General features: G+C 61.5%; 14 protein-coding genes and 1 tRNA gene. 12 read left to right on the top strand and 3 right to left on the bottom strand.

Translation table 11 applies throughout. The annotated features are described in order from the left end of the window. The first annotated feature begins 155 nt into the window (after positions 1-155). The 4 genes from JP75_RS13550 (at position 156) to JP75_RS13535 (ending at position 3,416) form a co-directional block, all read left to right on the top strand. Positions 156-644, top strand: coding sequence for a DUF411 domain-containing protein (locus JP75_RS13550; RefSeq protein ID WP_035083828.1), 489 nt, complete (start codon positions 156-158; stop codon positions 642-644). Between the two features lie 130 nt (positions 645-774). After that, entirely contained in the window at positions 775-1,203 is a 429-nt protein-coding gene (locus tag JP75_RS13545; protein ID WP_152565841.1) for a hypothetical protein, read from the top strand. Positions 1,204-1,323: 120 nt separating this feature from the next. Then, on the top strand, positions 1,324-2,724 hold the full coding sequence (copM, locus tag JP75_RS13540) for a CopM family metallochaperone (protein WP_244446315.1): 1,401 nt from the start codon (positions 1,324-1,326) through the stop codon (positions 2,722-2,724). 428 nt (positions 2,725-3,152) lie between these two features. Beyond that, positions 3,153-3,416, top strand: a complete 264-nt coding sequence (locus tag JP75_RS13535; RefSeq protein ID WP_035083822.1) for a hypothetical protein — start codon at positions 3,153-3,155, stop codon at positions 3,414-3,416. A gap of 179 nt (positions 3,417-3,595) precedes the next feature. Here JP75_RS13535 and JP75_RS13530 read toward each other — a convergent pair whose 3' ends face one another. Then, positions 3,596-4,036 (bottom strand): MerR family transcriptional regulator, encoded by a 441-nt coding sequence (locus tag JP75_RS13530; RefSeq protein WP_023517540.1) that lies wholly within the window; start codon positions 4,034-4,036, stop codon positions 3,596-3,598. A gap of 98 nt (positions 4,037-4,134) precedes the next feature. Here JP75_RS13530 and JP75_RS13525 point away from each other — a divergent pair, with 98 nt between their 5' ends. From JP75_RS13525 to JP75_RS13500, 5 genes are all read left to right on the top strand, one after another. Further along, positions 4,135-4,548 carry a mercuric transporter MerT family protein gene (locus JP75_RS13525; RefSeq protein ID WP_003501072.1) on the top strand — a complete coding sequence of 138 codons (414 nt, stop codon included), beginning with the start codon at positions 4,135-4,137 and terminating at the stop codon, positions 4,546-4,548. Positions 4,549-4,564: 16 nt separating this feature from the next. Further along, positions 4,565-4,852 (top strand): cation transporter, encoded by a 288-nt coding sequence (locus JP75_RS13520; RefSeq protein ID WP_010661778.1) that lies wholly within the window; start codon positions 4,565-4,567, stop codon positions 4,850-4,852. Between the two features lie 11 nt (positions 4,853-4,863). Further along, complete coding sequence (locus JP75_RS13515) at positions 4,864-5,121, top strand: hypothetical protein (protein ID WP_003501076.1); 258 nt, start codon at positions 4,864-4,866, stop codon at positions 5,119-5,121. Beyond that, positions 5,122-6,564 (top strand): mercury(II) reductase, encoded by a 1,443-nt coding sequence (gene merA, locus JP75_RS13510; protein ID WP_003501078.1) that lies wholly within the window; start codon positions 5,122-5,124, stop codon positions 6,562-6,564. Between the two features lie 183 nt (positions 6,565-6,747). Continuing rightward, a protein-coding gene (locus tag JP75_RS13500; RefSeq protein ID WP_152565840.1) for an IS3 family transposase occupies positions 6,748-8,099 on the top strand; the annotation gives its coding sequence in 2 pieces (ribosomal slippage) (positions 6,748-7,084 and positions 7,084-8,099; 1,353 coding nt in all). A 267-nt stretch (positions 8,100-8,366) separates the two neighbouring features. On the opposite strand, the gene JP75_RS13495 is transcribed toward JP75_RS13500, so the two are convergent. After that, positions 8,367-8,440: transfer RNA gene (locus JP75_RS13495), tRNA-Gln, on the bottom strand. A 240-nt stretch (positions 8,441-8,680) separates the two neighbouring features. Between JP75_RS13495 and JP75_RS13490 the strand changes: the two genes are divergently transcribed. Both JP75_RS13490 and JP75_RS13485 read left to right on the top strand, forming a co-directional pair. After that, positions 8,681-9,853 carry a Ppx/GppA phosphatase family protein gene (locus JP75_RS13490; RefSeq protein ID WP_051960687.1) on the top strand — a complete coding sequence of 391 codons (1,173 nt, stop codon included), beginning with the start codon at positions 8,681-8,683 and terminating at the stop codon, positions 9,851-9,853. Beyond that, entirely contained in the window at positions 9,843-10,577 is a 735-nt protein-coding gene (locus JP75_RS13485) for an RlmE family RNA methyltransferase (protein WP_035083812.1), read from the top strand. The genes JP75_RS13490 and JP75_RS13485 overlap by 11 nt, the downstream gene beginning before the upstream one ends. A 16-nt stretch (positions 10,578-10,593) precedes the next feature. On the opposite strand, the gene JP75_RS13480 is transcribed toward JP75_RS13485, so the two are convergent. After that, positions 10,594-11,307, bottom strand: coding sequence for a glutathione S-transferase family protein (locus tag JP75_RS13480; protein WP_035083810.1), 714 nt, complete (start codon positions 11,305-11,307; stop codon positions 10,594-10,596). Between the two features lie 104 nt (positions 11,308-11,411). Between JP75_RS13480 and JP75_RS13475 the strand changes: the two genes are divergently transcribed. After that, positions 11,412-11,756, top strand: a complete 345-nt coding sequence (locus JP75_RS13475; protein ID WP_035083808.1) for a winged helix-turn-helix transcriptional regulator — start codon at positions 11,412-11,414, stop codon at positions 11,754-11,756. Positions 11,757-11,759 lie beyond the last annotated feature (3 nt).

Here is an 11,759-nt window from a genome sequence, read left to right as displayed (position 1 = left end):
AGCAACGTATCTCTTCCTTGCGCTGCATCAAATTCTGCGGCGGCAGCTGTGGTAGTATCTGCCAGTCGGTGCCAACAGGAAGCCCGCCATGCACGGCCCTGATCAGCTGCGCATTCTTCCGCTGAGATCGTCGGCCGTGGCTGTGAGGACAAAAGATGCGAAATGACCATGCCATCAGCCGGAGAGCCTTCGTGGCAGGTCTTGGCTCGATATCTGTTCTGCTTTCAGTGCCGGTGACAGGATATGCCGCAAGTCTGCCGCTCGTCACCGTGAGCAAGGATCCGAGCTGCGGCTGCTGCACGGGGTGGGCCGAGCATATCGAGGCCGCGGGCTTTCCGGTGCGGATCGTTGAATCCCAGAACATGGACGCCATCAAACAGCAGCTCCGCGTGCCCCCGGCCCTCTACTCGTGCCACACGGCGGAAGTGGACGGCTATGTCGTCGAAGGCCACGTTCCAGCCGCGGCAATCCGGCGTCTCCTGACCGAGCGTCCGGCGGCCACGGGCCTCGCGGTTCCTGGAATGCCAGCCGGGTCGCCCGGCATGGACTTCCCGGGCGTGACTGCCGAGCCCTACGAGGTATTTCTGTTCGCTCCCGCCGACCAGAAGGTCTTCGGGCGTTTCCGCAGCGCGCAGGAGATCTGAAGCTGTTCATGATTCACCCGTTTGACACCAGTTTGATCCGGAGCGGGGACTGCGGGGCAGAACCTGCCCCTGTCAGTAGCTCAGGCTGCCTGAGGCCGCCGGATGCTGGCGGGCACATGGATGTCATCGGGTGCGTGAAGAAAGCCACGCCATGAGCAGGAGCTCGACTGCAACGTTCTGGTCGAGAAATGACTGGCTGCGCCAGTTCATGACCGGACTGCTGCTGCTCGTCTTCAGCGCTTTCGCTGTCCTGGGAACGGCACATGCCAGCTCAAGCACGCATGCCACGCACCAGGATCAGGCCGTTGCCAGTGCGCAGCAGGACGCCTATTCGCATTCCGACGACCGCAGCGAGGTTGCGGACGAACCATGCTGTCACCCTGAAGCGGCGCCGGATCGCGATTGCGGACAGGTCTGCACCTTTCTTGCCCTGCTTCCCGATCCGCTGCCGGCATTGCCAACACTGGACGGGGAGCCGCCCCTTCGCATTCAGCCCAGCGACCTGGGCCGAAATCCTTCAGGCATCCTGAGGCCACCGCGTCTGACGTCGATTGCATAGTGAAGCACGGCCGGGAGCCGTTCGTTCCCGGCTGCTCCAGCAACCGACAATCAGACGAAGCCGGAAACCGCACGTCCGAGGATGTGACGCGGTTTCTCCGGCGCCAAAGGATGCACAATGATGTACCGAACAGTAATTGCCCTCTCCGCCACTCTCCTGATGGGCGTCTCCGGCGCGGCTCTGGCCCAGCAGGCAGAGCATGACGCCCACCGACCCGGACCGCTGCAGGCGCAGGAGGATCGGGCTCCTGCTCCCATGTCTCCTTCCGACCCCGACGCGACAAATTTCACCAAAGCCTATGTGGATGCGATGGACGAAATGCACGGGCCGATGATGGAGGGCGTCATGGCCGAAGACCCGGACGTCGCTTTCGTGCGGGGCATGATTCCGCACCATCAGGGTGCGATCGACATGGCGAAGATCGTGCAGCAATACGGCGATGACCCGCAAACGGGAGAGTGGGCGGCGCAGATCATCGAAGCACAGAAGCGTGAGATCGCCGAAATGCAGGCATGGCTGCAGGCGAATGCCAGCCCGGATCTTGCCGGTTTCCTCCAGACAGGCGGAACCGTCTACTCTGCCAACGAGGGCGGCAATTCGATCACCGCCATCGACCTCGGCACCGGTTCGGTGGAAACCGTTCAGATCGGGGTGTCGCCGCATAATGTCGATCTGACGCCGGGCGGGAACCTGCTGCTCGCGGTCGGGAGCCCTGCCTCCGATCACGCTCACGGATCGGCTGACGACGCACACGCCGAGGCCGAAGCTGGCCGAGGAGTTCTGGTGGTGCTCGATCCACAGCGACTATCGCAACCTGTCGCCACCGTAGAAGTCGGAGCGCATCCGGCGCATGTCGTCGCCGACCGCCAGGGGCGTGCCTATGTTTCCGTGTCCGGCGGGAACGAGATTGCGGTCGTTGATCTCGCAGCGGCTTCGGTGATCGAGCGCATAGCGACCGGAGCCTACCCGCACGGGATGCGCCTCAGCCCGGATGAGAGCGAGCTCTATGTGGCCAATGTCGAGGACGGCTCGGTGTCCGTCATCGACACCCAGGACCTGACGGAGCTTGCCCGCATCGAGGTGGGCACAGCGCCCGTTCAGGTCGGGTTCACGCCCTCGGGCGATCAAGTCTACGTCTCTCTTCGAGACGAGAACCGGGTAGCCGTCATCGACACTGCATCGCACGAGGTGACGAACAGGATCGACGTCGGGCCGAACCCGATCCAGATGTTCGCCACCGCCGATGGAGCCTACGTCTATGTGGCCAACCAGGGCTCCGAGGCGGAGCCGAACGACACGGTTTCCGTAATCGAGACCGCAACTGGACAGGTGCTCAAGACGATCACCACGGGAGACGGGGCACACGGCGTCTCGGCATCGGCTGACGGGGCATTCGTGTTCGTGACCAACATTGCCGACGACACTGTGTCGATCATCGACGTGGCGAGCCAGGACGTCGTCAAGACTGTCCCGGTCGGTGATCGCCCGAACGGCATCGTCTACGGCGGATCAAACCAGTAAGCAATTTGGGCCGGAGCGGGCAGCTCCGGCCCAAAAACAATCTGGGGGGACACGCGAATGCCGGCTCCCCCTCGGCATTGAACAGGGCAGGACGCCGGCCCCATTCCTGGCCGAGTTGCCACCGAGTTTTCCAAACCTTGAGGCGGGGGACGGGTCCAACACTGGCCCCCTATTCCAGTCCCCACGTCTGGCAGGTCAACGAGGGTCGAACGGCGGTGAAGGGGCATCTAGCCACCGATCCTCAATGAGGGCACCGACTTGTTCGACCAGACACTACAGCTGCCGGCGGCCGACGTTTGCGAGAAGCGCTACGTCTTCAACCGCTATGGCACCGGGGGACCGCCGCTCGACCCCGAAGGCGCGTGCCCGGGGTGATCGACTCAACGAGGTTGCCCTGTAGCGTGACAGGGGAAGACCCGGCCTGTCCCATGCCCCATCCGGTCTTCGTGGTGTTGGGCTCCCTGGTCACCTACCGAAAACCGCTTCACTACAAGCGGCATGGCGAACTCGAAGCCGATGAGAAGGTCATCGCCGGCACCGCGCTCGACGAGGCGTTCTACAAGCACCTCGCCGGCCTCGGCGAGCTCGGCCAAATCTACGTCATCGAGAACAACGATCCACCATCGGTGATGCCATTGGGCGTCAAGATCGAGGGGTTCTCTGGTGAGACCGGCGACGGTCGGCAGGGTTAGTTTCCAGTCAGGCCTGCCTCACCTTCCTGGTCGCTCCGCTCGGCTGTGGATAGCGTTTTTCATGAGAATGTGGCGTAGGGTATTCAAATTCAGAAATGGATATCATTTTTCATGATTTCACGGAGCGGCGACGCAGTTCACGAGCTGGGGTCAGAACAAGAGCTGCTCGAAATCGTACGCTAAGCCTGAACGGAGCGGGAACGCTTGATTGACCGCATTTCAAAAAGGGCATCTATGACCGGACATTCTGGAACCTGATCGCCGGTGCATTGCGCCGCCATATTCGACATGGCCCGCTCCAGACGCCGCAGATCGGCGATTTTCTGACGGATATCTTTCAAATGTTCGATGGTGAGCGCATGGACCTCCCGGCAGGTGTAGGTATGCCCATCGACCAGGCGAAGCAGGCCGCGCAACTCGTCCAGGCTGAAGCCGAGTTCACGGCCGCGCCGCACGAAATGCAGCCGCCTTGCGTGTTCAGTTGTGTAGATACGATAACCCGCTGCGCTGCGGGCGGGCTTCGGCATGACGCCGATTTTCTCGTAATAGCGGATCGTCTCTATGTTGACGCCGCTGCGCTCGGACAGCACGCCGATCGAAAATTCATCATTCTGTGTCATCACATAGCTCGCACAAATCCGTGAAAATTTCTCGCTTGACCCTGTAGTCGCTACAGGCACTAGGGTCACGATAGATCAATTGCGGGAGCATGTGAACGATGATGCAGGATGAAACACGGACGCTGGCAAATACAGTCACAGAGCCAGCCGAAAAGGGTTTTGATCGGGCAGCATTGCTGTCGGTCGGCGGCATCGTTGCGGCACTGGGCGCAGCAACCTGTTGCGTGCTGCCCTTTGCCTTGTTCTTCGCTGGCATCAGCGGCGCGTGGATCGGCAATTTGACCGCGTTCGAACCCTACCAGCCTGTGTTTATCACGATCGCGCTCGCCTGCCTCGGCTACGGTTTCTATCTCGTCTATCGCAGGCCGAAGGCGGCTGAATGCGCCGAGGGTTCCTACTGCGCGCGTCCATCATCCCATCGGAACGCCAAGATCGGCCTTTGGGTCGCAACTGTCTTGATCATTATCGCCGTGGGCTTTCCCTACGCCGCCCGCCTTGTCCTCGATGCTTAATCCCAAGGAGAATCTCATGAAAATCCTGCCCCTCATTGCCCTTACTGCGTCCCTGCTGACGGGTGGTCACGCTTTTGCCGCCGAGCAGACCGTAACCTTGAATGTTGCCAATGCCACCTGCGAACTCTGCGGCCCGATTGTGAAGCGGGCGCTCAGCAACGTTCCAGGCGTGCTCGATGTTGATGTATCGGAGGCGACCGGCGCGGCGATCGCGAAGGTGCGCTTTGACGACAGCCAGACGAATGTCGCCGCGCTGATCACCGCAACCACCAATGCTGGCTATCCGTCCGGCGTTTCGCAGTAAGGAGGTTCAGCATGACAGATGGAAAGTTCATCGGCCTTGGCGGAGTCGGGTTTCTCGCCGTCATCTGTTGCGCCGCGCCATTTCTTTTGGTCGCCGCTGGCTCTTTTGGCTTTTCCGCATGGTTCGCAGCGGCCGGCTATGTGCTGATCCCGATCGCTCTCGCCGCGATTGGGGCGTCCGCACTTTATCTTTACCGGCGTCGGCGTTCCGCCTCATCGGCGGATGCCAATTGCTGCTCGATGAATAACAAGACAACAAAGGTGAATTGAATGTGTGAAGCTTGCGACGTTCCAACTTCCAACAAAGGCAACGGCCGTTATGATCTTGTGGTCGTCGGAGCTGGCTCGGCCGGTTTCTCCGCCGCGATCACGGCCGCCGAACTAGGCGCCCAAGTGGCTCTTGTCGGGCATGGCACGATCGGCGGTACATGCGTCAACATCGGCTGCGTGCCCTCGAAAGCCCTGATCCGGGCCACGGAGGCTGTACGTCACGCCAACGATGCGGCTGCCCGGTTTGATGGGATCGAAAGCGGCGCGCGCGTGGTTGATTGGGCCGCTCAGATCGCCCAGAAAGACGCTTTGGTTGCCGGTCTGCGACAGGCGAAATACGCTGATCTGCTGCCGGAGTACAACAATGTGGTCTACCACGAAGGTCCGGCCCGCCTCGTTGACGGCGGTGTCCAGGTCGCGGGCCAGCACATCGGCTCCGAGCGAATTATCATCACCACCGGTGCGCGTCCGGCGTTGCCGGGGATTCCGGGGATCGCTGACGTATCGCCGCTCGACAGCACGACAGCGCTCGCCCTGACCGAGCTGCCACGCTCGATGATAGTGCTTGGCGGCGGCTACATCGGCGTGGAGCTTGCCCAGACTTTCGCACGGGCCGGTGTCGAAGTGACACTCGTGTTCCGCAGCCGGCTTCTGCCGGAGGCTGAACCCGAAATCGGCGCTGCGCTTGCCACCTATCTGGCCGATGAGGGGATTAAAATCGTCAGCGGCATTACCTACGAGTCCGCCCGCAAGACCGATGATGGTGGTGTTGCCCTCGCCATCGCGCGGGACGGACGTCCGGAAATCTTGACTGCCGAGCGGATTCTTGTGGCGACGGGACGCCGCTCGAACACTGAAGCCCTTGGGCTTGCTGAAACCGGTATAGACCTGACACCGGCCGGGGCCATCATCGTTGATGATCGCATGCGCACCTCGAAGGCGGGCGTCTATGCCGCCGGCGATGTAACCGGAAAAGATCAGTTCGTCTACATGGCCGCCTATGGCGCAAAGCTCGCCGCCAAGAACGCATTGAACGGCAACAGCCTGAGTTACGACAACACCGCAATGCCCGCCGTGGTCTTTACCGATCCGCAGGTGGCGAGCGTCGGCATGACCGAAGCGCAGGCGCGGGCTGCCGGACATTCGGTTCGCACCTCCGTCCTTTCCCTCGACAATGTGCCGCGGGCGCTGGCGGCGCGCGACACGCGCGGCCTGATCAAGCTGGTCGCCGACGGGTCAACCCGGAAACTCCTTGGCGCTCACATCCTTGCACCAGAGGGTGCTGACAGCATTCAGACGGCAGCCTTGGCCATCCGCTGCGGCCTGACGATCGATGATCTCTCGGAGACGATCTTTCCATATCTGACGACTGTCGAAGGTTTGAAGCTTGCGGCTCAGACCTTCGACAGGGATGTGAAAAAACTGTCCTGCTGCGCGGGGTGAGGCGAAAGGGAAACGGGTGCCTACTCAAGTCACGGCTTAAACGGAGCGGTCGCCCTCGATCCTGACACGCATGATGGTCTGGCGGCTGGTGTCAAATTTGTCCGGCATCAGCGCCCGTGGCACAGAATTGGGTTTGAGGTTTAAGGAGAGTTCTGGTCTCGTCTGAAAGACGAAAGACCCAGAATGACGACGAAAACCACGAAGACGAAGAAGCCCGCCGAGCAGGTGGTCAAGGATATCCGACGGGCGAGCCGACGGCACTTTTCTGCCGAGGACAAGATTCGGATTGTGCTCGATGGACTGCGCGGCGAGGACAGCATTGCAGAGCTGTGCCGGCGCGAGGGTATTGCCCAGAGCCTTTATTACACTTGGTCCAAGGAGTTCATGGAGGCCGGCAAGCGCCGCCTCGCCGGTGATACGGCGCGTGCTGCCACCAGCGACGAGGTCAAGGACCTGCGCCGGGAGGCAAGCGCTCTGAAGGAATGCGTTGCCGACCTTACCCTGGAGAACCGCCTGCTCAAAAAAAGCATGCTGGGGGATGGGGAAGACCAGGAATGAGGTATCCCGCTTCCGAAAAACTCGAGATCATCCGGCTGGTCGAACACTCGAACTTGACCACCAAGCAGACTTTGGATCGGCTGGGCATTCCGCGCCGGACCTTCTATCGCTGGTATGATCGCTACCTCAATGGCGGTCCCGAGGCGCTGGAAGACCGATCCTCGGCGCCCAGCCGGGTGTGGAATCGTATCCCGGCCGGTATCCATGATCAGATTATCGAGATGGCCCTGGAACACTCCGAGATGAGCCCCCGCGAACTTGCGGTGCGCTTCACCGACGAGAAGGGCTACTTCATCTCGGAAGCCAGCGTTTACCGGCTTCTCAAAGCCCATGACCTGATCACCAGCCCCGCCTATGTGGTGATCAAGGCAGCCAACGCGTTCCACACCAAGACCAGCCGTCCCAACCAGATGTGGCAGACCGATTTTACATACTTCAAGATCATCGGCTGGGGCTGGATGTATCTGTCCACGGTGCTGGACGATTATTCCCGCTACATCATCGCCTGGAAACTCTGCTCGACCATGCGGGCCCAGGACGTCACCGATACACTGGACATTGCATTGGCCGCCTCAGGCTGTGATCAGGCCCATGTGCAGCATCGGCCGCGCCTGCTCAGTGACAATGGACCCAGTTATATCGCCCAGGATCTTGCCGATTACATCCGCGCCAATGGCATGGATCATGTTCGCGGTGCTCCGCTCCATCCCCAGACACAGGGAAAGATCGAACGCTGGCATCAGACGCTCAAGAACCGCGTCCTGCTCGAAAATTACTTCCTGCCTGGCGATCTCGAAAACCAGATCCGCGCCTTCGTCGAGCAATACAATCATCGGCGCTACCACGAGAGCCTCGACAATGTGACACCCGTCGACGCCTATTTCGGAAGGGCGAAAGCCATCATCAAACACCGCGAAAGGATCAAACGCAAAACCATCCAACATCGGCGCTTGCTGCATGCCCGCATCGCCACATAACATCAACACGATGGCGAGCAGAACTCTCCGCTAAACCAGACGCCCTTCTGCGCCAAAGCTTCTGACGACGGACAGTATTTCTGGTCACGTCACCAATCCGGCATGGTCGCGCTCACCAGCATCCAAACCTCGCTGCATACCATTGTTGGCGCTGAAGTATGACCATACCTTCGGTGAGATGAATCGCTGCATTCCTACAGCCGGATCGCTGCATTCTTACAGCCAAATCGTGGCACTCTTTCAGCCCCGTCATAACTTAGGAAGGATTGGCTGGGGAACCTGGATTCGAACCAAGATCGACGGAGTCAGAGTCCGCTGTTCTACCATTGAACTATTCCCCAGCAGAGCCTGCTGGCTGGGCCGTGATCCTTAGAAGCCGTGCTTCCGTGGCGGCGCGGGGTCTCATTAGACAAAGCGGACGAGGATTGCAAGCGGGGATGGCGCAAGTTTGCCCAACCAATGTGTGCATTGCGCTTGGCGCCCCGTTGAAGTACCGTCTTTTCAACAATGCAACACCAAAGCTGCGCCTTGGGCGCGGCCGGAAATACCGGCCAGCGACCGCGCCGCGTCAGGAGAATCAAGTGACCGACTCGAATCGGTCCGCTGCCTTGTCGGTCGCCCGGACCGGCACGGCGCTCCGCACGCCTCCCGGTCAGGACCGGAAGGCCAGGGGTACGGCTGCGCCACCTGTGGCGGAGTCGCGGACAGGTCATGCGCCTCGGCGCGCGCGGGGGCCGCTCTATGCGGCGCTCGACCTTGGGACCAATAATTGCCGCCTTCTTATTGCGCGTCCGCATGAGCACGGTTTTCGCGTGCTCGACGGCTTTACCCGCATCGTGCGCCTCGGCGAGGGTGTCTCGGTAACGGGGCGCCTCGGCGACGCGGCCATGGAGCGCACCATGGAGGCACTAAAGCAGTGCCGCAACAAGCTGCGCGATCACCAGCCGACGCGCATGCGCCTCATCGCCACCGAAGCCTGCCGGGCCGCCGAAAACGGTCCGGAATTTCTCGGTCGGGTGAAGGAAGAGCTCGGGCTCGAACTCGAAATCGTCGATCGCCGCACCGAGGCCGAACTGGCCGTGACCGGCTGCGCCGATCTCATCGACGATACCGCCCAGGGCGCGCTGATGTTCGACATTGGCGGCGGTTCCTCGGAACTCGCCTGGCTCGATTTCCGTGGCGGTCGCCCGCGCTCGCAGGGGCGCATGTCGGCCTCGATTCGCTCCTGGCAGTCACTGCCGGTCGGCGTCGTTTCGATTGCCGAGCGCTTTGGCGGGGTCAATGTCACGCCCGAAGTGTTCGAGGCCATGGTCGGCTTCGTCTCCGAGCACCTGAAACAGTTCCGCGGTCGCGAAAAGCTGCGGCAGATGATTGCGGCCCATCCCGTGCACCTGATCGGCACTTCGGGCACCGTCACGACGCTGGCTGGGCTGCATCTCGGCCTCGAGCGTTATGAGCGGCAGAAGGTGGATGGGCTCTGGCTCAAGAGCCAGGAAGTCGACGACATCATGCGCGTCCTTCTCAATATGCCCTTCGATCGTCGCGTCACGCATCCCTGCATCGGGCGGGATCGCGCTGATCTCGTGCTGCCCGGCTGCGCCATTTTTGAAGCCATCCGGCGCGAATGGCCGACCGAACGCGTGCGCGTGGCCGATCGCGGGCTGCGCGAAGGCATCCTGATTTCTCTCATGGATGCAGATAAGGTTCACAAGCGGCCGAGCCGCCCCAAGCGGAGAAACGCAAATGGTGGATAAGGCTCTCGGAACAGGCGGGCGCAAGTCCGACAAGGACCTGAAGATCCGGCTCAAGACGGCCAAGGGGCGGACGACCTCGTCCACCAAATGGCTGCAGCGCCAGCTCAACGATCCCTATGTGGCCCGTGCCCGTTCGGAAGGCTATCGCTCGCGCGCGGCCTTCAAGATCAAGGAAATCGACGAGAAGCAGAAGCTCTTCAAGAAGGGTATGCGCGTGGTCGATCTCGGCGCCGCACCCGGCGGCTGGTCGCAGGTCGCGGCCAAGGCTGTGGGCTCGACGGCCGAGCACCCGCTTGTGGTCGGCATCGACTATCTGGAAATGGATCCGATTCCGGGCGTTATCCTTCTGCAGAAGGATTTTACCCATGACGACGCGCCCGAGCAGCTCTTTGCCGCCATGGGTGGCCATAAGGCCGACGTGGTCATGAGCGACATGGCCTGGCCGACGACCGGTCACCGCCCGACCGACCACCTGCGCATCGTGCATCTCATCGAGATCGCAGCCGATTTCGCCATTCAGGTGCTAAATCCCGGCGGGTCCTTCGTCGCCAAGGTTTTCCAGGGCGGCACCGAGCATGAGCTGTTGCACATGCTGAAGCGCCACTTCAAGACCACCATGCACGTAAAGCCCCCGTCGAGCCGCAGCGAGTCGGCAGAGGCCTATCTGGTGGCCAAGGGCTTCAAAGGCCGGACCGAGGTGGATCAGGAAGAGGCCGCGGACTGACCGCGGCCCCCAGAAGTCAGGCGGCCGTCTGGCCGTAGCGCTCGATCACATCGGCTAGCGCCACATGGCCCTTGAACGATCCTGATCCCGCCGGGGTCTCGCCGTTCTCGATGGCGAGCGCAAACATGACAGCAGGATCTGCTTCGAGGCGACGCCGCAAGGCGGCGAGCTTCGGCCAACGCCCGGCATCGGCCACTTCATGAAAATCGAGCCAGCGGGCAACGCCAATCAGCACGGCATCGGCGAGCGAGAGGTTTTCTCCTATGAGATAGGGGCCGTCGCCGATCGTAGCTTCGAGCTTGTCGTGGCGTTCGATAACGCTCCGACGGCCCCAGATGCGCAGGTTTTCCTGCAAGATCGGGTTGGGTGGCTCCATTTCGAGCGCAGCCCAGAGCGGGCTGAAGGCGCCCGTGAAGCCGGTATTGATGAAACCCAGCAATTGCCACATGCGGTCGGCTTCAGCGCTTTCCGCCGCATAGCTGATGCGATGGTCACCATCGCGGGCAGCCAACCAGGCGGCAATGGCCATGGTCTCGGTAACAGGCCGGCCGGCGGGCGTGATCAGGGCTGGCGTTTCGTGGCGGGCGTTGATCCGCGCATAGCCCGGTTGTCGCATCTCGCCCAGCATATCGACGCGGCAAAGCCGATAGGGTTGGCCCAGCCATTCGAAGGCGGCAATGAGCCCCATGGAGCTCCCGGCCGGGTGGCCGTAAACAAGGATCGGTTCCATTGGTCATCTTTCCAGAAGTGTCAAATGTGCTGGCCAGCGGGCTGGAACCTAACTCTCTGCGTCCCTAAGTAAATTACGGACATTTTTGTAACCACGAGAGCCCCATGCAGACGCTGGTTTCCAATTGCCCCATCGAGGACGTGATGCGCGCTCTGTCCGGACGCTGGCCCGCGCTGCTGCTTTACTATTTGAAGGACGGGACCAAGCGGTTCAGCGATCTCAGGCGCGACAATCCCACGGTTTCCCATCGCATCCTCGCGATGGAACTACGCAAGCTCGAGGCCGTGGGGCTCATCATGCGCACGGCTTTTCCCGGCTATCCCTTGCGCGTCGAATACGATCTCACGCCCGCCGGGGCGCAAGTGCTGCCACTCATCGAGGGGCTTGCCGATTGGTGGGAGGCAAGTGGTCCGGAACGGGCGAGACAAGCCAGCGCCGCCGTTTCATGATCG

Source organism: Devosia riboflavina, from assembly GCF_000743575.1.
GTDB classification, from domain to species: domain Bacteria; phylum Pseudomonadota; class Alphaproteobacteria; order Rhizobiales; family Devosiaceae; genus Devosia; species Devosia riboflavina.
Note: the sequence above shows the minus strand (reverse complement) of the source record. Positions and strands in the feature narration are given on the sequence as shown.

Bases quoted from the DNA above. Each gene is read 5' to 3' on its own strand.
- JP75_RS13525 (WP_003501072.1), top strand. From the start codon at position 4,135: ATGATGCAGGATGAAACACGGACGCTGGCAAATACAGTCACAGAGCCA.
- copM (WP_244446315.1), top strand. From the start codon at position 1,324: ATGTACCGAACAGTAATTGCCCTCTCCGCCACTCTCCTGATGGGCGTC.
- JP75_RS13520 (WP_010661778.1), top strand. From the start codon at position 4,565: ATGAAAATCCTGCCCCTCATTGCCCTTACTGCGTCCCTGCTGACGGGT.
- JP75_RS13535 (WP_035083822.1), top strand. From the start codon at position 3,153: ATGCCCCATCCGGTCTTCGTGGTGTTGGGCTCCCTGGTCACCTACCGA.
- JP75_RS13515 (WP_003501076.1), top strand. From the start codon at position 4,864: ATGACAGATGGAAAGTTCATCGGCCTTGGCGGAGTCGGGTTTCTCGCC.
- JP75_RS13480 (WP_035083810.1), bottom strand. From the start codon at position 11,307: ATGGAACCGATCCTTGTTTACGGCCACCCGGCCGGGAGCTCCATGGGG.
- JP75_RS13550 (WP_035083828.1), top strand. From the start codon at position 156: ATGCGAAATGACCATGCCATCAGCCGGAGAGCCTTCGTGGCAGGTCTT.
- JP75_RS13485 (WP_035083812.1), top strand. From the start codon at position 9,843: ATGGTGGATAAGGCTCTCGGAACAGGCGGGCGCAAGTCCGACAAGGAC.
- merA (WP_003501078.1), top strand. From the start codon at position 5,122: ATGTGTGAAGCTTGCGACGTTCCAACTTCCAACAAAGGCAACGGCCGT.
- JP75_RS13530 (WP_023517540.1), bottom strand. From the start codon at position 4,036: ATGACACAGAATGATGAATTTTCGATCGGCGTGCTGTCCGAGCGCAGC.
- JP75_RS13475 (WP_035083808.1), top strand. From the start codon at position 11,412: ATGCAGACGCTGGTTTCCAATTGCCCCATCGAGGACGTGATGCGCGCT.